At 34.8% G+C, this 23,128-nt stretch carries 18 protein-coding genes and 8 pseudogenes; 18 read left to right on the plus strand and 8 right to left on the minus strand.

Annotated elements, in window-relative coordinates; translation table 11 throughout:
- Positions 1–53: 53 nt before the first annotated feature.
- From N7U66_RS02120 to N7U66_RS02140, 5 genes and pseudogenes are all read left to right on the plus strand, one after another.
- Positions 54–1,300: pseudogene (locus N7U66_RS02120) on the plus strand (mechanosensitive ion channel family protein).
- 89 nt (positions 1,301–1,389) lie between these two features.
- The gene (locus N7U66_RS02125; RefSeq protein WP_267677127.1) at positions 1,390–2,067 is read left to right on the plus strand and encodes a TetR/AcrR family transcriptional regulator; all 678 of its coding nucleotides are present in this window, start codon (positions 1,390–1,392) and stop codon (positions 2,065–2,067) included.
- Positions 2,068–3,733, plus strand: a pseudogene (locus tag N7U66_RS02130) (peptidase domain-containing ABC transporter).
- Position 3,734: 1 nt separating this feature from the next.
- A complete protein-coding gene (locus tag N7U66_RS02135; RefSeq protein ID WP_267677128.1) occupies positions 3,735–5,084 on the plus strand; it encodes an HlyD family secretion protein in 1,350 nt (449 codons plus the stop codon).
- Positions 5,085–6,512: a TolC family protein gene (locus N7U66_RS02140; protein WP_267677129.1), complete on the plus strand. Its 1,428-nt coding sequence runs from the start codon at positions 5,085–5,087 to the stop codon at positions 6,510–6,512. It abuts the gene before it with no gap.
- A gap of 182 nt (positions 6,513–6,694) precedes the next feature.
- On the opposite strand, the pseudogene N7U66_RS02145 reads toward N7U66_RS02140, so the two are convergent.
- From N7U66_RS02145 to N7U66_RS02165, 5 genes and pseudogenes are all read right to left on the minus strand, one after another.
- Positions 6,695–7,148 (minus strand): annotated as a pseudogene (locus tag N7U66_RS02145) (cold-shock protein).
- Positions 7,149–7,249: 101 nt separating this feature from the next.
- Positions 7,250–7,543, minus strand: coding sequence for a hypothetical protein (locus tag N7U66_RS02150; RefSeq protein ID WP_267677130.1), 294 nt, complete (start codon positions 7,541–7,543; stop codon positions 7,250–7,252).
- 101 nt (positions 7,544–7,644) lie between these two features.
- Entirely contained in the window at positions 7,645–7,941 is a 297-nt protein-coding gene (locus N7U66_RS02155; RefSeq protein ID WP_267677131.1) for a hypothetical protein, read from the minus strand.
- A gap of 736 nt (positions 7,942–8,677) precedes the next feature.
- Positions 8,678–9,073, minus strand: coding sequence for an Hsp20/alpha crystallin family protein (locus tag N7U66_RS02160; protein ID WP_267677132.1), 396 nt, complete (start codon positions 9,071–9,073; stop codon positions 8,678–8,680).
- A 196-nt stretch (positions 9,074–9,269) separates the two neighbouring features.
- A complete protein-coding gene (locus N7U66_RS02165) occupies positions 9,270–11,258 on the minus strand; it encodes an alpha-ketoacid dehydrogenase subunit alpha/beta (RefSeq protein ID WP_390886672.1) in 1,989 nt (662 codons plus the stop codon).
- A gap of 144 nt (positions 11,259–11,402) precedes the next feature.
- On the opposite strand from N7U66_RS02165, the pseudogene N7U66_RS02170 reads away from it, so the two are divergent.
- The 7 genes and pseudogenes from N7U66_RS02170 (at position 11,403) to N7U66_RS02200 (ending at position 15,935) form a co-directional block, all read left to right on the plus strand.
- A pseudogene (locus N7U66_RS02170) lies at positions 11,403–12,350 on the plus strand (isopenicillin N synthase family dioxygenase).
- An 80-nt stretch (positions 12,351–12,430) separates the two neighbouring features.
- Positions 12,431–12,757 (plus strand): translation initiation factor, encoded by a 327-nt coding sequence (locus N7U66_RS02175; RefSeq protein WP_267677134.1) that lies wholly within the window; start codon positions 12,431–12,433, stop codon positions 12,755–12,757.
- Between the two features lie 2 nt (positions 12,758–12,759).
- A complete protein-coding gene (locus N7U66_RS02180) occupies positions 12,760–13,194 on the plus strand; it encodes a DUF1835 domain-containing protein (RefSeq protein ID WP_267677135.1) in 435 nt (144 codons plus the stop codon).
- Between the two features lie 145 nt (positions 13,195–13,339).
- Entirely contained in the window at positions 13,340–13,702 is a 363-nt protein-coding gene (locus N7U66_RS02185; protein WP_267677136.1) for a hypothetical protein, read from the plus strand.
- A pseudogene (locus N7U66_RS02190) lies at positions 13,692–14,559 on the plus strand (nucleoside phosphorylase). Before N7U66_RS02185 ends, N7U66_RS02190 begins: the two are co-directional and overlap by 11 nt.
- A 3-nt stretch (positions 14,560–14,562) precedes the next feature.
- Positions 14,563–15,416, plus strand: a pseudogene (locus N7U66_RS02195) (substrate-binding domain-containing protein).
- A gap of 57 nt (positions 15,417–15,473) precedes the next feature.
- Positions 15,474–15,935: a hypothetical protein gene (locus tag N7U66_RS02200; protein ID WP_267677137.1), complete on the plus strand. Its 462-nt coding sequence runs from the start codon at positions 15,474–15,476 to the stop codon at positions 15,933–15,935.
- A gap of 138 nt (positions 15,936–16,073) precedes the next feature.
- Here N7U66_RS02200 and N7U66_RS02205 read toward each other — a convergent pair whose 3' ends face one another.
- Entirely contained in the window at positions 16,074–16,739 is a 666-nt protein-coding gene (locus tag N7U66_RS02205; protein WP_267677138.1) for a uracil-DNA glycosylase, read from the minus strand.
- Positions 16,740–16,911: 172 nt separating this feature from the next.
- Here N7U66_RS02205 and N7U66_RS02210 point away from each other — a divergent pair, with 172 nt between their 5' ends.
- Together N7U66_RS02210 and N7U66_RS02215 are read left to right on the plus strand one after the other, a co-directional pair.
- Positions 16,912–18,405 carry a YfcC family protein gene (locus tag N7U66_RS02210; protein WP_267677139.1) on the plus strand — a complete coding sequence of 498 codons (1,494 nt, stop codon included), beginning with the start codon at positions 16,912–16,914 and terminating at the stop codon, positions 18,403–18,405.
- Positions 18,406–18,577: 172 nt separating this feature from the next.
- Positions 18,578–19,343: pseudogene (locus N7U66_RS02215) on the plus strand (CDP-alcohol phosphatidyltransferase family protein).
- A 31-nt stretch (positions 19,344–19,374) separates the two neighbouring features.
- Here the strand turns inward: N7U66_RS02215 and N7U66_RS02220 are convergent.
- Both N7U66_RS02220 and msrA read right to left on the minus strand, forming a co-directional pair.
- A complete protein-coding gene (locus tag N7U66_RS02220) occupies positions 19,375–19,689 on the minus strand; it encodes a hypothetical protein (RefSeq protein WP_267677140.1) in 315 nt (104 codons plus the stop codon).
- Between the two features lie 167 nt (positions 19,690–19,856).
- On the minus strand, positions 19,857–20,378 hold the full coding sequence (gene msrA, locus N7U66_RS02225; RefSeq protein WP_313791374.1) for a peptide-methionine (S)-S-oxide reductase MsrA: 522 nt from the start codon (positions 20,376–20,378) through the stop codon (positions 19,857–19,859).
- A 218-nt stretch (positions 20,379–20,596) separates the two neighbouring features.
- On the opposite strand from msrA, the gene N7U66_RS02230 reads away from it, so the two are divergent.
- The 4 genes and pseudogenes from N7U66_RS02230 to N7U66_RS02245 all read left to right on the plus strand — a co-directional run bounded on the left by N7U66_RS02230 (position 20,597) and on the right by N7U66_RS02245 (position 23,095).
- A complete protein-coding gene (locus N7U66_RS02230) occupies positions 20,597–21,322 on the plus strand; it encodes a carbohydrate binding family 9 domain-containing protein (protein WP_267677141.1) in 726 nt (241 codons plus the stop codon).
- A pseudogene (locus N7U66_RS02235) lies at positions 21,319–21,992 on the plus strand (DUF5916 domain-containing protein). The gene N7U66_RS02230 and the pseudogene N7U66_RS02235 overlap by 4 nt, the downstream one beginning before the upstream one ends.
- Positions 21,993–21,996: 4 nt before the next feature.
- Positions 21,997–22,854, plus strand: a complete 858-nt coding sequence (locus N7U66_RS02240; RefSeq protein WP_267677142.1) for a DUF5916 domain-containing protein — start codon at positions 21,997–21,999, stop codon at positions 22,852–22,854.
- Entirely contained in the window at positions 22,826–23,095 is a 270-nt protein-coding gene (locus tag N7U66_RS02245; RefSeq protein ID WP_267677143.1) for a DUF5916 domain-containing protein, read from the plus strand. The genes N7U66_RS02240 and N7U66_RS02245 overlap by 29 nt, the downstream gene beginning before the upstream one ends.
- Positions 23,096–23,128: the final 33 nt, after the last annotated feature.

Consider the following 23,128-nt stretch of genomic DNA (forward strand, 5'->3'; position numbering starts at 1 on the left):
CAAGAGTTGCAAGTCAATAAATCTGAGTAGTTTTGCACTAAATTGAAATCGTTATGCAAGAGCAAATATCCTGTTTTTTTTATGATTACTATATAAGCTTCGGATTCACTGAATTTTCGGCGAAGTCTCTAAACATGGTAACATTATTGCTAATTGCTTTTATTCTTGTTTATACGTTAGACCGCATTATTAGAAAAATTTTACGCGCACTTTCTGAACGTATTGCAAAACACACCAAGTCGCCATTTGATGATTTATTGCTAGCCAATAAAGTGCCTAGAAATGTGGCTCATATTATCCCCCTAATGATAGCATTAAAGTTACTGCCTATTATTTTTGTGGATTTTGAGTATATAGAAATTCCTATCCGTAAAATTTTACAAGTCGTTTTTATAATTTTAACCCTTTGGATTGTACGCAGTATTTTACATACTCGGAAGACTACTTTAAAACCTTACCGCGGTTACGTGATAAACCTATAGATAGTTACATCCAAGTGTTTATGATCTTTGCTTGGGTTGCAGGTATGTTTGCTGCGGTTGCCGTTTTTAGTAATGTTTCGCTTTTGAAATTCATTACTGGTTTTGGTGCCGCTTCGGCCATTATTTTACTCATCTTTAAAGACACTATTTTAGGTTTTGTAGCCAGTATACAAGTGTCTATTAACGACATGGTGCGTATTGGCGACTGGATTACATTCGAAAAATATGGCGCCGATGGTGATGTTACTGAAATTAACTTGGCGACTGTAAAAGTTCAGAACTTTGATAATACCATTACAACCATTCCTACCTATGCCATGATTTCAGATTCGTTTAAGAATTGGCGGGGCATGACCAATTCTGATGGTAGACGTATTAAAAGACACATGCTCATCAAGCAATCGTCGATTAAATACTTAACACCGGAAGATGTGGAACGGTTAAAAGAAATTGAAGTTATTTCAGATTACCTTACTACAATGCAAAATAAAATAAGAAGACAAAATAATGCCCTCAAAGTAGATAAGTCTTTGCTTATAAATGGTAAAAACATGACCAATATTGGTGTTTTTAGAAAATTTATCCAAACCTATTTAGAGCAACATTCTGCCATTAACAATAACATGTTGCTTATGGCTAGACAATTGCAGCCAACAGCTCACGGCATTCCTCTAGAAATCTATTGTTTTAGTAAGGACAAACGCTGGGAAAATTACGAATACGTGATGTCCGATTTATTTGACCACTTCTTAGCAGCGGTACCTTATTTTGAGTTGGAGCTTTTCGAGTTGCAAAATGCCATAAGCCATACCGATTAATCCCTCATGTTTTTTAAAAGTTAATTTATAGTTAATTTGATTTCAGTATTAATAGTAATACTATTATATTTGCAATCAAATTTATTATAATGAAATATTTACTTTCAAACTTAACCATAAATATTAATGAAAAGATATATTTAAAAGACCCTGAATCTTCAGAGTTAGGAAAACGGATCATTCAGCATAGTATTCTTCTAATAGATACCATTGGGTTTGATGCCTTTACATTTAAGAAATTGGGTGTTAAAATTGGATCCAATGAAAGTTCTATTTACCGCTACTTTGAAAGTAAGCATAAGTTACTACTCTACTTGACCTCTTGGTATTGGACTTGGCTTGAGTATCAATTAGTATTGTCTACAAATAGTATAGACAATAGAATATCTAAATTAGAAAAAGCGATAGATGTATTGAGCCAAACAACAAATTTAGACTCTTCCTTTAGCCATATTGATGAGATTATATTAAAACGAATTGTTATTAATGAATACTCAAAATCTTACTTAACAAAAGAAGTCGATAGCGAAAATAAAGAAGGGTATTTCTCTGTTTATAAGCGCCTGGTTAATAGATTAAAGGATATGATTGTTGAAGTAGATGCTTCATACAAATATCCGTTAACCTTAGCCAGTACCGTTATTGAAGGGGCTATGCATCAACATTTTTTAAAAGCGCATTTTCAATCCATAACAGAATGTAATACCACACTTCAACCTAAGGATTTTTTTAAAGATTTAATATTTAATGTTTTAACTACAAAATAGATGGCGAAAAATGTAATCAACGCATGGCAACGTTTAATTGGCCTGCTTAAATTAGACCGGAAAGACATACGACAAATTTTCTTTTACGCCATATTCGCTGGATTGGTAAGTTTATCTCTTCCTTTAGGTATTCAAGCGATTATTAATTTACTTCAAAGTGCACAAATTAGCACTTCATGGATTGTCTTGGTTGGACTAGTAACCTTAGGGGTTGTGTTTGTTGGTGTATTACAACTCATGCAAATACGTATCATTGAAAATGTGCAACAAAAAATATTTACAAGAGCATCGTTTGAATTTGCTTACCGTTTTCCAAAAATGAAAATGAGTGGGTTGAGTGGTTATTATCCGCGAGAATTAGCCAATCGGTTTTTCGATACACTAACAGTACAAAAAGGATTGTCTAAGATTTTAATAGATTTTCCTGCGGCCCTATTACAAATCATTTTCGGATTAATGTTATTATCCTTTTACCATCCCTTTTTTATTATTTACGGATTTTTCTTACTTATACTAGTGTATGTCGTTTTTAAATTCACGGCTAAAAAAGGACTGGAAACCAGTTTGGAAGAATCTGACAACAAATATAAAGTGGCGCATTGGATACAAGAAATTGCGCGTTCCATTTTAAGCTTTAAACTCTCAGGAAAAACCAGTTTGGCCATGGAAAAAAATGATAAGTTAGTTGCCAAATACTTAGAAACACGAGAAAATCATTTTAGAATTTTAGTGATTCAATTTATTCAACTTATAGGCTTTAAAGTATTGGTGACCGCGGGACTGTTAATCATTGGGGGCTTATTGGTTTTAAACCAAAGAATGAATATTGGTCAATTTGTGGCCGCTGAGATCATCATCCTTTTAGTTATTGCTTCGGTAGAGAAATTAATTCGGGATTAGAAACGATATATGATGTGTTAACGTCCATAGAAAAATTAGGTAAAATTGTAGATAAGCCACTAGAATCTCAAAACGGTGAGATTTTAGAAGACAATAGCGCCCCCTTAACTATTGAGTTAGATGAAGTGTCGTTTACTGTTCCCAATCGTGATGCTCCAATTATAGATAATATTTCCTTAACAATTGAACCCAAACAAACACTATTAATTACAGGCCAAAGTGGCTCGGAAAGTCAAGTTTATTAAAACTTATTGCTGGTTTAATTGCACCCACCAAAGGCAAAATTTATGTGAACAATAAATCATTACTTGGCATTAATTTAAACTCTTATCGCTCTCAATTGGGGCAAACACTAACCGAGGAAACACCTTTTGAAGGCACCTTATTGGAAAATATCACCTTTGGGGATAAAACTATAACTACAGATCAAGTGATAAGTGTGATAAAAAATGTAGGATTAAAAAATTTCGTAAAAGAAATGCCTACGGGGCTACAAACCATACTATATCCCGAAGGCAAGGAAATTTCATATACCATTTCGAAAAAAATCATGTTGGCTAGAAGCATTGTGAGAGCCCCTAAACTCCTATTACTAAAAGAACCCTTAGATCAATTTGAAACCAGTGAAGCCAAACAAATCATAGATTTTTTAACAGACAAATCACACAACTGGACACTTGTCGTGGTGAGCCAAAATGAACTATGGAAACAGAAGGCCAATAAGATTGTGATTTTAAACGATGGACAAATAATTAACACGAAATAATATGTTAAATATTTCAGATAATAAATTAAATACTAAAGTTGATATATCGCATTACGAATCTTCAAAAAGAGCTTTTGGTAAATCACACTATAAAAATTTTAATAGGTTATTATTACTATTCGCCGTACTCTGCGTGATTATATTGTTTTTGCCTTGGACACAAAACATTACTGCCAATGGAGCCGTGACCACATTAACACCCGATCAAAGACCGCAAAGCATTCAATCTCCCATTCCAGGACGCATTGAAAAATGGTATGTAAAGGAAGGGGATTTTGTGAAAAAAGGAGATACGATTCTTTTTGTTTCTGAAGTTAAGAATGATTATTTCAATCCAGATCTTGTAAAACGAACTGGCGAGCAAATTCAATCTAAGAATTTTTCGGTAGAAAGCTATGGCTCAAAAGTTAATGCCTTAGACAACCAAATTGCCGCACTCCAAAGAGAACGCCTTTTAAAGTTAGAACAAGCTAAAAACAAACTGTTACAGAGCAAACTTAAAGTAAAGAGTGATAGCATCGATTATGAAGCCTCTAAAACCAATTTAAACATCGCCGAAAAACAATTTTCCCGCATAGAAACCTTACAAAATGAAGGGTTAAAATCGGTAACCGAGGTGGAAGAAAAAAGACTAAAGCTTCAGGAAACTCAGGCTAAAATAATCTCTTTAGAAAATAAATATCTAGCCGCTAAAAACGAGGTGCTAAATGCTGAAGTAGAAATAAATCGCATTCAGGCAGAATATATTGACAAAATCTCTAAAGCGCAAAGTGATAAATTCACGGCTAAGTCAAATCAATTTGATACAGAAGCACAAGTCTCAAAATTAGAAAATGACTATGCCAATTATGAAATGCGTCGTGCGATGTATTACATCAAAGCACCTTTAGATGGTTATATAAATAAAGCCATAAAGACAGGGATTGGTGAAAGTTTTAAGGAGGGAGAACGCTTGGTTGGTATCATGCCTGCAAATTATGATATAGCAGTAGAAACATATATTAAACCCATAGATTTACCATTGGTACACCTAGGAGAAACTTTTAGAGTGCAATTTGATGGCTGGCCGGCTGTTGTTTTTAGTGGTTGGCCCAACGTGTCTTTTGGCACCTATGGCGCTAAAGTAGTAGCCATAGAAAGTTTTATTAGTGATAATGGAAAATTTAGAATCCTGTTGGCGCGAGATGAGACCGATTATGCATGGCCTGAAGCTATTCGTGTCGGATCTGGTGTAAAAGCACTTGGTTTATTAGATGATGTACCCATTTGGTTTGAACTGTGGCGAAAACTTAATGGCTTCCCTCCTAATTATTATCAACCACAGGGGGAACTAAAAAAAGACTCGAAATAAATGACAACATTTAATACTAACGTGCTTTATTTATTACTTCTAACCTCGGTTATGGTATTTGGCCAATCAGAAAATAGTGGGTTAAAACAAGAATTGTCTTTTGAGGAATATTTGGCATATGTAAAAGCACACCATCCAGTAATGAAACAAGCAAACTTAACCCTAAGCATGGGGGAAGCTAGCTTGTTAAAAGCACGAGGTGGTTTTGATCCAAAAATTGAAGTCGATTATGACCGAAAAGCATTTAAGAAGACAACATATTATGATCAACTTAATGCTGCTTTTAAAGTCCCTACTTGGTATGGCATCGAGTTTAAAGCCAATTTTGAAGAAAATTCAGGCGCCTACCTAAATCCAAATCTAACCGTTCCTGATGGAGGCTTATACAGTGCGGGTGTTTCATTTTCATTAGCACAAGGCTTTTTAATCAATGAACGTATGGCTGCCTTAAAACAAGCCCGTTTTTTTAGAGATCAAACGAAAGCAGATCGGGAGTTACTAGTAAACAACCTTATTTTTGAAGCGAGTACCGCTTATTTTGAATGGCTAGAAGCGACTAACGAGCAAAATGTTTATGAGGCATTTCTTCAAAATGCTTCTACCCGATTTAAAGCCGTGGAACGCAGCGCGGCATTAGGAGAAAAGGCTATGATAGAGGTTACTGAAGCCCGCATTATATTAAAAAACAGAGCACTTAATCCGGAAGAGGCATCACTAAAAAGGAGAAAAGCCGCATTAAAAGTGAGTAACTATTTGTGGTTAAATACGATTCCTCTAGAAATACAAGACTATGCGATTCCTGTACTTCCCGCAAAACAAAATCTAGAAAACTCATTGGTGTTAGCGGGTATCACAGATACCATTGCCTTGTTGGACAACCATCCTAAATTATTAAGTATCGATGCGAAAATTGGTGGATTGACCATAAACCGCGCGCTCAAACAAAATAAATTATTACCAAAAATAGATTTAGAGTATCATTTTTTATCCTCACAATTCGATGAGATCAACGCCTTTAACACCTCAAATTATAAAGCCTTTGTAAATGTTAGCTTTCCAATTTTATTGCGAAAAGAACGTGGGGATTTAAGGCTGGCGAATTTAAAATTAAATGAGGCTAATTTTGAACGCAAGACTATAGCACTCAACCTGAAAAATAAAATCAATGCCGTACAGGCAGAAATACAATCACTAGCAAAACAAAACCTGCTTATAAATGACATTATAGAAGATTATGAAACCATGGTGGCAGCTGAAGAGCGCAAGTTTTTTCTTGGAGAAAGTTCTTTATTCCTAATCAACGCTCGAGAACAAAAATTAATTGATGCACAAATTAAAGATAACACACTTAAAATAAAAGAATTCATTGCTATAGCGCGCTTGTATAATATATTGGGACGTTCCTTAGAGCCAGTAACTAATAATTAGAACCAAAGCATGGGCTATTAATACTACCAAGAGGCCTGTTAGTGTTGTGCCGCCATTATTAATTGAAAACAATGAAATTCACTTAGTCCTTAAATAAAGGCGCTTAGAATTTATGTAGGGATCGCAAAAAAAAACCTCAATTAATTGATAATTGAGGTTTTTTTTACAAATTAAAAGTAAGCTTATATTTTCTTAACACGAACGGCATTTAAACCTTTCATACCTTTTTCCAATTCAAACTGTACTTTGTCATTCTCTGTGATTTCATCTATTAAACCACTCACGTGACAAAAATATTTTTCAGAATCTTCAGCATCAATGATGAAACCAAAACCTTTTGAAGAATCGTAAAAAGAAACTTTTCCTTTTCTAATAGGGTCTTGTTACGGCAAATCTTCTTTTTTAGGCACGCCTAAAACAATATTATCTGCTTTAACTTTGATTTTATCTTCTCGGATCCGGCGGAGTATCTACCAGGTTGCCATTAAAGTCTACATAGGCAAACTGAATGCCATCTGTTCCGTTTTCTTCTCTTTCAGCCTTTCGAGCCTCCATCTTCTTTCTCTTGTCCTCCTTCTTCTTAAGACGCTTTTTTTCTTTTTCTAATTTGTTAAATGTCTGTTGCGACTTTGCCATTCTTTTTTAAGTATATAATTTAATTATTGCCGGAATTAGCAAAAATTTTTGTAAAAATACGAATTTGGATTGATATTTTAAAGAAAATATTAAAGTTTAGGTTATTCGTCTTTAATAAGTCGTACAGTAAAAGTAGCTTTTACACCTGTATTTAAATTCCATTGACTCCTTAATAACACATCACCTTTGTCATCTAAAACTATTATTTCGGCTGTATTTGGCCCGCTGCTACCTTCGTTTAAGGCTTCAATATCTACTACGTTGTCACCTTCTATTAGCGTTAGAAAAAAGCCTTTAGTATGAGACTCTAACAATTCTCTGCTCACCATAACATCATCATTCACATACACCCTAACAAGGTCACCATCTGCAGCGCTATGGTCACGATACATCACATTTATACGCTTGGCTTTAGTAAGATACACCCCTAGATATTGTGTGGTGGAACTACCATTGTTTTTACGCTCCCGCTCCGTTTTTAGTTTAAGTGCATTATTTAATTGCTTCGGTAAAGTTCTGCCGGATTTCGAAATTCATTGTCTTTGGTTATTGAAAACGCTTTTCTTTCGGCAACAGGAAGTGTTTCTGTTTTTGGTAAGGTCACCTCCTTTTTAGAGGTCTCATCCGGCGAGGCATTCTTTTGCTCCGCAGGCTGTACAATGAGTTCATTGTCTGCCTTTGGATCTTCCACTTTTTCAGCAGGAATGGCTAGAGACTTATTTTTACTATCTATTTGAGCACTCACAGAAAGTGTGCTTAAGAAAGTGAGTATGAAAAACAATTTTAATTTCATCTGTTGTAATGCAAAGGTTCTTCGAAAATAAACCAAAAACCATACCTAAATGCTAAAATTTTATTAATGTCTTAAAATTTAATGGGTTTTTAATGAAATCACACCCTCCTACTGGACTTTTAAAGGACTACTCTCCTTCTTAAAATGTTAAAATTTGTTAAAAATGTATTATGTATTACATAGTACTGTAACAAATTTGAAATTGCATCGTCTATAGAGTATAAATCAATAATTATCAATCAATTAAAATCAAAATATTATGAGAACTTTAGACAACAACCAACTATCAGGAAGATTACAAGGCACAAAAAGTAATACGTGGAATTCAAAACGACGTCATAGATAATACCTAAAATCATCAATCAATCAATCAATCAAAAAACACAATATCATGAGAACTTTAAATAACAATCAATTATCAGGAAGATTAGAAGGTACAAAAAGTTATACGTGGAACTTAAAAAGACGTCACAGATAATCACTCCCAAACGATTATACATCAATCAATCAAAAAACATAAAAATCATGAAAGCAATCATTAATACCTTAAGAAAATCGCGAAGAATTACTAATCACCATTTTTTTATAAATAAAAATGTCTTTAAATTTAGTAACACTAAAGATGGCCTATGGCGCGGCGTAACCCGCTATACACATTAATTTTGCTAGATCGATTTTATTAAAAAAGCCTGTAATTATATAATTACAGGCTTTTTTGATGCTGCTCATCTTAAGGTTATGATATGCTTATAGATTTTGGGGGTTTCTTTTTCGCTTCCTCCCGTTTAGGAAGACTCAGTGATAATATGCCATCGTTATAAGTGGCACTAATTTTTTCATATTCTACTGTTTCAGGAAGTGTGAATGTCCTTTTAAATGAAGAATATCCAAATTCTCTTCGCGTGAAATTAGAATCGTTGTCATCATTATTTTCCGTTCTAATTTCAGCAGATACCGTTAACATTTTGTTATCTAAATTAATATCAAAATCGGATTTCTTTAAACCAGGCACGGCCATTTCAACAATAAACGCATCACTGCTATCTTTAATGTTTACTGCAGGAAGCGTAATCCCAGTATTAAAGTTTGACACAAATTCATTTCCAAAATTACTTGAAAGTAAATCGTCCATCCAAGTGGATAAATTTGAAATTGTACTTAATTTAGAATCTACTGGAGCTATCTACTCCACGTTTTGTTGGAATTAAATTACTCATAATTAATAATTTTAAATTAAACATTTTATCTACTCGTATAACAGCAAATAAAATACCAATTTAAAAAAACTGAAAAATTTTCATAAAAGATGACATTTTTTCATAAAACTACTAATAATCAAGTAGTTTTAGTAATTCTCCTTCAAACCTATCACGAGATAAATACTGATCTTCCAATTGATTAATAAATGGAATTGGTGTTTCCATACTGGCCACACGTTTTACAGGGGCATCTAAAAATTCGAAACAATTTTCCATAAGTAATGCTGAAATATCACTAGCGATACCACCAAATAAGGAATCTTCTTGAAGAATAATCACTTTCCCCGTCTTTTTAGCAGAGGCAAATATGGTTTCTGTATCTAACGGCTGTAACGATCTCAAATCAATCATGTCTGCAGAGATGTTTGGATGTTTATCTAAAGCATTTAGTGCCCAATGTACGGCAGCACCAAAAGCGATAACGGTAATCGCTTCTCCTTCTCTAAGCCTGGCTGCTTTTCCAAACGGAATAGTGAAATAATCGGTAGGAACCTCTTGACGAATACTCCTATATAACGCTTTATGCTCAAAAAACAATACAGGGTTTGGATCGTTGATGGCTGTTGCCAAAAGTCCTTTCGCGTCTTTAGGAAATGCAGGATATATGACTTTTAAACCTGGCGTTTTTGTAAACCACGCTTCATTTGTTTGTGAGTGAAAAGGACCAGCTGCAACGCCTGCTCCACAAGGCATACGCAAAACAATGTCTGCATTTTGATTCCAGCGGTAATGTGCCTTCGCTAAATAATTCACCACAGGATTAAAACCTGAGGTTATAAAATCGCCAAACTGCAATTCAACAACACTCTTAATACCTGCAATACTCAACCCCATGGCGGCTTCAATAATTGCCGATTCACATATGGGTGTATTACGTACGCGATCTTTGCCAAACTGCTCTACAAAACCATCGGTTATTTTAAATACACCACCATATTCTGCAACGTCTTGTCCCATAATTACCAGATCATCGTGCTGCTCCATAGATTGTTTTAAACCTTCAGATATCGCGTCTATTAAACGCAGTTCTTTTGTTTTGTTATTTTCAGCAAACTCTTGATATTCAAATTTTTGAAATACATCATTTAATTCATCACTTTCAGAAGCTATAATAAGGGATTCCGCGTTAGTCGCGACCAAATCGGTGTCAATTTCTGCTTTATATTGTGCTTTAAAAATAGCGTCTTGCTTTTCTGAAAGTATTTCGTTGGCTATCAAATAAGAACGAAAATTATCTATAGGATCTTTAGCGGCCCAAGTATCCATGAGTTCTTGAGGCACATATTTTGTTCCACTCGCTTCTTCATGACCACGCATTCTAAACGTTTTAAACTCTATTAAAACGGGCCGTGGATTGCTGCGCATACTAGCGGTTATCTCTGAAATCTTAGAATACACTTCGATGACATTGTTACCGTCAATAATATGCGATTCCATCCCGTAACCTAAAGCACGATCTGCTAAATCCTTACACCTGTATTGTTCATGTGTTGGTGTTGATAACCCGTAGCCGTTATTTTCAATACAGAATAAGACTGGTAATTCCCAAACGGAAGCCACATTTAATGCTTCGTGTATGTCCCCCTCGCTGGTACCACCTTCTCCTGTAAATACAGCAGTCACCTGCTGTTTGTTTTTTAATTTGCTCGCTAGTGCAATGCCATCTGCAACACCAAATTGTGGTCCCAAATGCGAAATCATGCCTACAATATTGTATTCTTGTGTGCCAAAATGAAAAGAACGATCACGTCCTTTAGTAAAACCATTTGCTTTCCCTTGCCATTGACTAAATAACCGATGTAATGGGATCTCACGCGTCGTAAAAACCCCTAAATTTCTATGCATGGGAAGAATGTATTCTTCAGGACGCAGTGCCATAGTGACTCCAACTGAAATCGCTTCTTGCCCAATGCCGGAAAACCACTTACTAATCTTTCCTTGTCTTAATAAAATAAGCATCTTCTCCTCAATTAACCGAGGCTTTAGCATATTCTTGTACAGTGCTATTAAAATTTCGCTAGAAAGGGTATGCTTCTGATAAGTAATATTTGGTTCCATAAGTGTTTTAGACTTCATAAAAAAAGTTTGTCAAATATAAGATTATTGCCGAAAAATCAATTATTAACAATAAGAATTATCAATTATATAATTTGCTCGTTTTTCGCTACATTTGTAATAGAAGACTATTAAAATATTATTATAATGACAAGTATCCCGAGTGTTAATTTAAAAGACTTTCTATCTGATGATCCAGTAAGAAAGCAAAAATTTATAGATGAAATTGGTCAAGCCTATCAAGACATAGGATTTGTGGCCTTAAAAGGACACTTTTTAGATGAAGCACTAGTGGATAGATTATATAGTGAAATAAAAAACTTTTTCTCCCTTCCTTTAGAGGTAAAACAAAAGTATGAAATACCTGGTATTGGCGGCCAGCGTGGTTATGTATCATTTGGAAAAGAAAGTGCCAAAGGTAAAAAAGAAGGGGATTTAAAAGAATTCGGCATTTTGGCCAGTATGTAGACGATGATCGAGAACGTGCCAAAGAATACCCGGAAAATGTAGAAGTTAAAGAACTTCCAGCGTTTAATGAAGTAGGGAAAGAAACCTATCAGATGCTTGAAAAAACGGCGAAATATGTACTTCGTGCTTTAGCCTTGCATTTGGATTTGGAAGAAACCTATTTTGATGATTACATACATAATGGAAACTCTATTTTAAGACCTATACATTATCCGCCAATTTCAGAAGAACCTAAAGCTGCCGAACGCGCAGCTGCACATGGTGATATTAATTTAATAACCTTACTAATGGGCGCTCAAGGTCGTGGTTTGCAGGTGCAAAACCATAAAGGAGAGTGGATTGATGCTATTGCAGAGCCGAGACGAGCTCATGATAAATGTTGGTGATATGTTATCACGACATACGAACAATAAATTAAAATCAACGATTCACCGAGTGATTAATCCACCAAGAGAACTTTGGGGAACCAGCCGCTACTCTATTCCTTTCTTTATGCATCCTATTAGTGAAATGAAATTAGATGTATTAGAGAGTTGTATCGATAAAGAACACCCAAAACAATTTGAAGACATCACCGCTGGCGAGTTTCTAGAGGAGCGTTTGATTGAATTGGGTTTAAAAAAGTAAACAGTACACAGGTTACATTAGGTGATTTTTTCAAACGCATACACTGTAGACTGAATACTATCAATTGCATACTAAAGACAATGGATTTAAAAGATCAGCTAAAAAATCTCTTTCCGGAGCACCAAGAAAAGGAAGTTGAGCCAAGTAAAGAAACAGCTTCTTTGTGGTTACAAGACGACCCGATTATTTGTAAATATGAAAAACGTAAAGGTAAACCCATTACTATTTTGGAAGGCTATACAGGTGCTACCGAGGATTTTAAAGCACTTGCAAAAGAGTTAAAACAAAAATTGAGTGTCGGGGGAAGTTTTAAAGAGGATAAAATAATCATTCAAGGGGATTATCGTGACAAAATCATGGAAATCTTAAAAGAAAAAGGATTTAATGTAAAACGCGTTGGAGGCTAATCATGTCAAAAACAACACTTCATATCGTTAATGATTCAAGTATAACAGACGATCTCACAAAATTTAAATTTGAAGGAGATATTTTAACTTGGCATGAAATGCTGTGTGAAGGCCCTACTTTAAAAGAAATCAATACACCAGCGTTTTTTAAATTAAGAAAAAAGTTTCTTGAGCGTGTTTATAATGTTGAATATGATGTGGAAAAAATTAAAAATGAGTTTGATAAACTAAAGGACACCTCAAAATATTCTGAGATTGTTTTATGGTTTGAATACAATTTATTTTGCCACATTAATTTAATTGCTGCCATTTGTTTGATTAAACAAAAAAACATTAAACTGCCATTATTCTTGGTTTGCAGTGGTCGGGTTGAAGGAGAAAAAGAATTAAAAAGTCTCGGCAAGATTAACAGAAAAACAATTATTTACTCATTATGAAAATAAGATTAAGCTTAACGTAGACGATATTGCTACCGCTCAAAAGGCATGGCGCATTTATTGTGAAGAGGACCATAACCTATTCACAGAGTTAATTATTAGACCTTCAAGTTTTAAATACTTAAGTAATTGCCTGAAAGCACATATGAGACGCTTTCCCGATACACGTAGCGGTTTAAACACATTGGAGTATAATACCTTGATGCTTATTAAAAAACACCAAGTTAAATCACGGCATCAATTGCTTGGATATTGTTTGCATTATCAAGGATATTATGGCTTTGTCGAGCTTCAACTAGAACGCATGATTAATGATTTATCCTTGTTTTATGATCAAACTGAAGATGCCTTAGTACTCAATAGAAATGGTCATTTGGCTATAGAACATCAGAAAAATTTCATTAAAGCATTAGCGTTTGATTTTCAATTTGGAGGGGTTAATAAAACAGATTTTCAGTATAATAAAAAAGAAAATAAACTTATAAAAACAATAGTAAATGCCCATTAAAGCATCAGAACTCATACTAAATCCAGATGGTAGTGTTTATCATTTAAATTTACGTCCGAACATATTGCAACGACTATCATTACGGTTGGTGATCCAGATAGGGTAGCTAGTGTCACTAAGCACTTTGACTCTGTTGAGTTTCAAACACAAAAACGTGAGTTTCATACGCAAACTGGTGTATACAAAGGAAAAAGAATAACCGTCCTTTCTACAGGAATTGGTACCGATAATATTGATATTGTTTTTAATGAATTGGATGCTCTCGTTAATATTAATTTGGAAACCAGAGAAATCAACAAAACGCTAAAAAGCCTTGATATTATTCGTATTGGGACTTCGGATCCATTCAAAAGGCTATTCCTATAGATGCTTTTTTAATTAGTGAATATGCCTCGGGTTTTGACAGTTTATTACATTTCTATGATAGCGAAGCCTTTCAGTATAAAGATATTTCAAATGCCCTGATGCATCATACCAATTGGTTTGAGGCTAAATCTAGTCCGTATGTGGTAAAAGGTGATGCGCAACTCATGGAAAAACTAGCTTCTAATAAAACGCATAAAGGTTTTACTGCGACTAACGTTGGCTTTTACGGGCCGCAAGGACGTGTATTACGTTTAGCGCTTCAGGACAAGGATTTAAACGACAAATTGGCAAGCTTCAATTTTGAAGGTAAAAGCATTACCAATTTGGAAATGGAAACAGCTGGTATATATGGCCTTTCGAAACTTTTAGGACATCGTGCATTATCAATGAATGCCATCATTGCGAATCGTGCCACAGGAGAGTTCAGTAAAAACCCAACAGAAACAGTCAATAGATTGATTGAATATACATTAAATAAAATAGTTGAATAATTGATGAAGACGATTAATATTGGAGGTGTGCCCGAACATTTTAATCGGCTTGGTACTTAGGACTTAAAAACGGTGAGTATAAAGCAGCAGACATAAATTTTCGGTGGAAAGACTACTTTGGTGGTACGGGTGCCATGTGCAAAGGCTTGCGTAACGGTGACATAGACATGGCCGTTATTTTAACTGAAGGTATTATTAAAGATATAATAGAAGGAAATAAAAGTAAAATTGTCCAGGTATTTGTAGAATCGCCACTTATATGGGGGATTCATGTTGCTAGTGATTCACCATATCAAACCATCAAAGACCTCAAAGGAACAAAAGCAGCCATTAGTCGTTATGGCTCGGGATCTCATTTAATGGCCTATATAAATGCTAAAAAAAATAATTGGAATCTAGAAAAAGACCTTGACTTTGAAGTCATAAAAAATTTAGAGGGTGCTGTAGAAGGATTAACTAAGGGAAGCGCCGACTATTTCCTGTGGGAAAAATTTACAACAAAACCTTTGGTTGATAACGGCACGTTTAGGCGTGTTGGCAATTGTCCTAGCCCTTGGCCTTGTTTTGTTATTGCGGTTCGTGAGGATTTTTTGAAATCTAATAAAGCGGCTGTTAAGACTATTTTAGAGATTGTAAACAATACGACATCCGAATTTAAAGACATCCCGAGTATCGATAAAATGATTGCTAATCGTTATGAGCAAGAATTGGAAGACGTGCAGGAATGGTTAAGTTTAACGAATTGGTCTCAAAAGAATATTTCTAGAGAAACTATAGAAAATGTTCAGAATCAACTACTTGCACTAAATATAATTCGTGAAAAATGGGACTATGAGGATTTGGTTGAAAAACTTTAGCCTTTTCCACGCAACCACTACGCTATTCGTTCATCTAAAGAATAAATAGCACTGCATATGAAAGCTTTCAAACTTTTTAGTTTTTTTATTGTTATTACTGTATGTTTTACAAATACCCAATGTGAGGATGATGAACTCTTCCCTACTCAAATTGATATAATTAACAATACTGTTGTTCAAATTGAAAATAATGAAACTACTTTTAACATAAACGAAAGTATTATCATAGAAACCAATATTTTGGATGAGCAGATGACCTCTACCGGACAAAATATTCTATTAACAGATTATGATTATGCTGAGGCTGGACAGTCAGGATATCAACATACGCTTACACTTTACAAACTAACATCGTTTGGTACTATTGCTGTAATTCCGCTAACCTCAGAGAACATTACTACTATTGAAGGTGAAACACTAGTTGAAAATCAAACTATAACTGCTCGTAGTATCTTTGATGGAGCCTCTTACAAAAATAAATTCAGTATCACTTTACCGAATCCGGAATATTTTACTTAGCTGGAAGTAGATTTTTAATAGATAATGATGGTAAACTAAGAATAGATGGCGGTATTTACGAGAAAGCATTAATAACTATAAGTTCAACTATAGTAGATGCCAATGCAAATGGTGCTTATGCATTTACTGTAAACTAAGCTACCACGCTATTGTTTTTAAATTTTTCTTTTTTAGAATGTTATTCGTTTCACTAAAATGCTTGTTACCAAACCAATACCCGCGATTTGCACTCAATGGCGAGGGATGTCCTGAAGTTAAAATATGATGTTTTTTTTCATCAATTAGTTTTACTTTTTTCTTAGCAAAACCACCCCAAAGTAAGAAAACAACCCCTTCCTTTTCATAGCTTATCGTTTTAATAACCGCATCAGTAAATCGTTCCCATCCTTTATTTTGATGGCTTCCTGCCTCATGCGCTTTAACAGTTAAGGTGGCATTGAGTAAAAACACACCTTGTTTGGCCCAGCGTTCTAAATTGCCACTCTGCGGATAAGCGATTCCTAAATCGTTTGCTATTTCTTTAAAAATGTTAACTAAGGACGGTGGGTGCGTTACACCTTCGTTCACACTAAAACACAAGCCATTCGCCTGATTAATATTATGGTAAGGGTCTTGCCCAATAATCACGATCTTTAAATCATCAAAATGACATTTTTCGAACGTGTTAAAAATGAGTTGGCTCGGTGGAAAGCATTGTGTCGTTTTATATTCAGAAGAAACAAACTGCATAAGCGCTTTAAAATAAGGCTTTTCAAATTCAGATTCTAAATGCACTTTCCAACTGTCGTGTATGTCTGCTATCATCGTTTTTATTATTCAGATTAAAAATAATACTATCTTTAGTCTTGTTAAAGAAATTTCACGATTTTGTACGCCCTAAGAAGGTAAGACCTCGAAGATTCAGCTTAAGCGAATCCAAAACAAATTAACTAATAGCTATTAAAAACAGTTTTCTGCCTTTGCAGAAATAACACATATGAAGCACATTACATTCCCATCTGCACAATCCATTTTACTAATTATCGCTGCATTAGTTACCTTATTAACCTGGATTATTCCGGCAGGAAAATACGACACGTTAGTCTATAATAAAACAGAACATCGTTTTATACAAACTAGCATGGAGGATACTAAAAGTTTACCTGCAACTCAAAATACCTTAGATGCTTTGACTGTTAAAATCCCATTAGAAAAATTCACTAATGGTGATATTTATAAAGCCATAAACATTCCAAACACGTATAAAAAGTTAGAAGCCAAACCACAAGGTGTATTAGAATTTATAAAATCACCAATAAAGGGAATAATAGAGGCTGCAGATATTATTTTTCTAGTATTAATTATTGGTGGTCTTATTGGCATAATAAATAGTACTGGTGCTTTTGATGCTGGTATTGCTTCTTTAGCAACTGTTTTAAAGGGTAAAGAGTTTGTGCTCATTATTTTAGTAACGGTTTTAGTGGCTGCTGGAGGAACGACATTCGGTTTTGCAGAAGAGACCATTGCCTTCTACCCTATTTTAATTCCTGTTTTTTTAGCAGCAAAATATGATGCTTTGGTTGGTGTTGCCTGTATCTTTGTGGGGTCTTCTATTGGCACTATGTGCTCCACGATTAACCCTTTTAGTACTATTATTGCCAGTGATTCTGCAGGTATTAATTGGACCACGGGTGTAGCTGGGCGTATTGTAATGCTCCTATCCTGCCTAGTGATAAGTATTATATATATTATGCGTTATGCAAAACGCGTGCAACGCGATCCAACACAATCCATTATTTATGAACAAAGTCAGCAAATAGCAGCGTTGTTTGGAAATGTAAAAACCGAAATGGTAGTATTCACAACACGTCTCCGTTTAGCCCTTTTTATTTTCGCCATGTGTTTTGCGATTATGATTTATGGCGTGGTATTCTTAGAATGGTGGTTTGTAGAAATGACTGCCACTTTTTTAGTTGGCGCTATTGTAATTGGGGTTATTGCTAAAATTAAAGAATCCGATTTTGTTGATACTTTTGTAAAAGGCGCAGGAGATTTATTAGGAGTTGCATTAATTATTGGTATCGCAAGAGGCATTACCGTAATCATGGCCGATGGGTTGATTAGTGATACCATGTTATATTATGCTAGTGGTGTAACCAATGGCATGAATAAAGGCTTCTTTGCAAGTGCCATGACAGGAATTTACGCCATGCTATCTTTTTTTATTCCAAGTTCTTCAGGAATGGCCGTTCTAACAATGCCTATCATGTCACCACTAGCAGATACGGTAGGTGTTGGTAGAGAAATTGTAGTTAATGCTTACCAATACGGTATGGGATTATTTTATTTAATAAACCCTACAGGTTTGATCTTGGCATCCTTAGCCATAGTGAAAGTAGGCTTTAATAAATGGCTAAAATTTATCATGCCCTTATTTATTATTTTAGTGGTTTTTACAATGATCATTATGACACTTACTGCGTATTTATAATTTGTAAGTAATAGTAATAGATTTTTTTAGAAATTTAAATAATTAATAACCCGGTTTAGAGCATCAAAAGAAGATGTTGTATCTTTGATTAATATTCACATTAAAGCAAATTCACTAGTCCTTTGTGCTAGAGAGGTATATTCCACAAAATTTAGAGTGCGTATAACTATTAATGTCAAAATTACCTAAAGCCCACAAATTTGTGGATGTATCAGATTACGGAAGACCGATTGCTAAAATCATTGCCGCAGTCTTAAAAAACACGAAACTCACCCCTATTCATGTAACTATAGGCTTTATAATTTCAGGAGTAATAGCCATCGTGTGTATACTTTACCGTTGGTATTGGTTTGCCGCTTTTTTTTTGATTTTGAAATCCATTCTCGGATGCTGCTGATGGCGAATTAGCCCGACTTAAAAAAACCCCCTCTTATACCGGTCGCTATTTAGACTCTGTTGCCGATATTGTTCTTAATTTTTTTATATTACTAGCGATCTGGCACATTACAGATTATAATATATGGTATACCATATTAGCGTTTTTTGGAGTACAATTACAGGGGACGCTTTACAATTATTATTATGTCATTTTAAGAAACAAGTTCGATGGTGACACAACAAGCCGTATTTTTGAGAACGTGACACCCAAAGCGCTAGATGGAGAGAAACAACAGCATGTTAATATTTTATTTGGCTTATATAAATTACTTTACGGTGTCTTTGATAAAACCATCTATTTTCTAGATCGAAATGCGATGAAAGGACAAACCTTCCCAAATTGGTTGATGACGGCCATTTCCACATTTGGTTTAGGATTTCAATTATTAATTATTGCAGTATTATTAGTCCTTGGTTACAAAGCGGCCATCATCCCTTTTTTTATTTGCTACTCAGGAATGATATTTATATTTATTGGCATTAGAAAACTATTGTATTAAAAAAAAGCATACTTAATAGTATGCTTTCGAGTTATTTAATTTTTATAACCTGTTCGTCAGTAGGCGCTTCACTTTGCCTATGAAAGACATAAGTATATAACCACATCAACGTAAAAGTGGGAACAACGTCCAACCCTGGCATAATTTCTTCAATAAAAGAAACAGCCGCCCCTACTTTTCCCGCAGGTCCTTTATACATCTTAGTCATTAACCATGCAGAAGCTGGAGCCCACGCTAAGTCAATGATCTCACCGATGCCTGGTATAATGAAGCTGGCGTATCCTATAGCGTCAAAAAGGATACTAGCGGCTAATTTTTTGTATTTGTTTAAGTGTTCTAAATTCATATAGTTAAAAATTGCGTTGCATAGATAATCATGCAAATAACGTTCCAAACAAAGCTGTCATTTGCCAAGTATTAGTAAACAAAATATGTCATTTGTTACAAAACACAAAGAAATAAGATATTAAAGGAACCTATAATTATTAAAAATCTATTGGTTTTTCTTATTTTCTAAAGCACGTTCTTTTTGTTTCCTTTTAATTTATCACTATAGTAGGTGTTTAGTTTTTTAATCTTTGGATGAATTACAAATTGACAATAGGAAGCATCCGTATGTCGTTCGTAATACTCTTGATGTTCTTTCCCTGCAGTATAGAATGCCCCCAAAGGGGTTACTTCTGTGACTATTTCTGAATCAAAAACCTGTTCAGCGTCTAAGTGCGAGATAAAAGCCTCTGCTTGATTTTTTTGATCTTCCGAAGCGTAGAATATAGCAGACCTGTATTGCGTACCAATATCGTGGCCTTGCCTATTTAGGGTGGTTGGGTCATGAGTCGCAAAGAAAATTTCTAACAATTCTAAGTAGGATACACTGTCGGGATTGTAATGCAGTTGAATTCCTTCAGCATGACCAGTGCGTCCTGAAGTTATTTCACGATAGGCTGGATTTTTTATTTGGCCACCAGTATAGCCTGATATTACTTTTTCAACCCCTTCTACCCTATTAAAAACGGCTTCTGTACACCGAAGCAACCACCAGCAAATGTGGCGATTTTTAAAATTTTATTCTCCATGATCTAAAGTTAATTAAAAATGTTCATTTTAACAGTATAGGCCCTTAAAGGCCTTGTTTTTTAACTTTTAATTATGAATAATAGCGAGGTACAAAAGTAGTTTTGTAAATACAAAGTGTAACAATGCTAAACGTTGGTAGTCTTTAGACTATCAATCATTAACCAATCAAACTACTAATGAAATATTATTTGTTTTTCTCCATAGTGATCCTATGGACTTTGAGTGCTGCCACTCAAGATAAAAAAGTGTATCAAATACAGCGTACAGAGACGCCTCCTCAAATAGACGGTGTGTTAGATGATGACGCTTGGAACGTCGCGCAAATAGCTACAGATTTCACAGAATTTAGACCGGAAGTTGGAGATAAAGCAGCAGAAAACAAGACAACTACCGTACGTATGACTTATGACGACTCAGGCATTTATGTTGCGGCGTATTGCTATGACAATCCGAATGATATCATGCGCCAATTTACGCAAAGAGATAACTTTGGACAATCTGATTTTTTCGGATTAATATTCAACCCCAATAATGACGCTCAAAACAATACTGAATTTTTTGTTTTTAGTTCGCGTACACAAGCAGATGCCGTTGAAAGCCCTAGCAACGGAGAAGATTTTGGCTGGAATGCGGTATGGGAAAGCAGTGTTAAAATTGTAGATGATGGCTGGATTGTTGAAATTAAAATTCCATACAGAGCCTTGCGTTTCACACAACAGAAAAATCCAGTATGGGGCGTTCAGTTTCATAGACACTATAGAAAAACTCGTGAGCAAATGACTTGGAACGCTATAGATGTTACCAAGGGAAATATTGGTCTATATAATGCCGAATTAATAGGAATAAAAAATATTACACCTCCAACACGGTTGAGCTTTTTTCCTTACGCCTCGGTTTGGTGACCTCTTTTGATGGAGCGACTGAAACTGATTTTGCTGCGGGATTAGATGTAAAATATGGCATTACCGAAAATCTAACGCTAGATGCCACACTAATTCCCGATTTTAGTCAGGCCGGTTTTGATAATGTAGAATTAAACTTAGGCCCATTCGAACAACAATTTGCTGAGCAAAGACAATTTTTTAAAGAAGGTGTAGACTTATTCAATAAAGGAAATTTATTTTATTCCCGACGTGTGGGTGATGCACCATCGGGAAGCTTAAATTTAAACAGTAATGAAACAGTTATTGAATACCCAGGCAAAGTGCAACTCTTGAATGCTGTGAAAGTTTCGGAAGAACAAAAAAGGGATTAGGTATTGGTTTTTTTAATGCAGTGACTAAAAAGACGTATGCAGATATAGAGTCTCGTGACAATAGAATAAATCCTGAGACAAATTTAGAAGAGACCTATTTCTCAAGACGACAAGAACTTGTAGAGCCACTCACGAACTACAATATTATGGTGCTAGACCAGCAGTTTAATAAAAACTCATCGGTGACCTTAATTAATACTAATGTCACACGTGATGGCGATTTTAGAGATGCTAATGTCACGGGGTTACTCTTCGATTTAATCAATAAAAAAAACACCTACGGTGCGATTGCCGAAGTAAAAAAGAAGTTCGTTTAATGATGTGCCAAATAGAGAAAGTGGCTATACGGCAAAAATAGGAGCAGGTAAAAATAGCGGAAAGATACGCTATAGCCTAGTGTATGATTACGCCGATGAAAATTATAATATTAATGACTTGGGGATTCTGTTCAGGAACAATTATAGTAATGTCTCAGCAGATGTTAGTTATCGTATTTTTGAGCCTACCTCCTTTTTTAATCAAATGTATCTAGGCTCTTGGTTTAATTACAATCAATTAGCCAATCCAAATACTTATACGGGAGCAAATACTGGTTTTAATTTTAATGGTCAAACCAAAAAGCTTCACAATTTTGGAATTAACGCGAACTGGAATATAGGAAAGCAATACGATTATTTTGAGCCTAGAAATGGTTTTGATAGCTATTTCATTACCGAAGATTATGCACAAGCAAATACATGGATGTCTAGCAATTATAACTTATTTTTTGCTCTAGATGCCAACATGGGTTATGGTCGCTTTTTAGATGATGATAGACAGAATTTTAATAATTGGTGGTTTGGGTTAAATCCGAGATTTAAATTTAATGACAACTTCCTTATGGTGCTTGGGTTTGAATATGATGATTATTCCGGAGACAGAGGTTATGTCAATGGACAGGAAATTGATGATCGCATTATTTTTGGACAAAGAGATAGAATAGATATTGAGGCTAGTATTTACGGGAGTTATAATTTTAATTCTTTTAATGCTTTAACACTTAGTTTTAGAAATTACTTAAGTACCGTGACTTATGACAACAGTATGTATGTCCTTCAGGACAATGGGTATTTAAAAGAATCTCAAGTGTATACAAAATCTACAATAAGCAATGCTCCGGATTACTCACCGAGATATTAACTTTAATACATGGAATTTAGATTTAAGTTACACCTGGCAATTTGCACCTGGAAGTCAACTCACCGCATTGTACAGAAATCAGATTTTTAATTTTTCTAATAATTCTGAAGCTGGATTTTTTGACAGCATGGACGACTTGTTCAAACAGGAACAACGCAATACGTTTTCTTTACGGATGGTTTATTTTATAGATTATAACGATTTAAAAAATGTGTTTAAAAAGCGTTCAAAAACCATTTAAAGTTGCGCATTAGGTTGTAAAGTAGTATTTTCA

It is taken from the genome of Lacinutrix neustonica, assembly GCF_026625145.1.
Classification (GTDB): Bacteria; Bacteroidota; Bacteroidia; order Flavobacteriales; family Flavobacteriaceae; genus Lacinutrix; species Lacinutrix neustonica.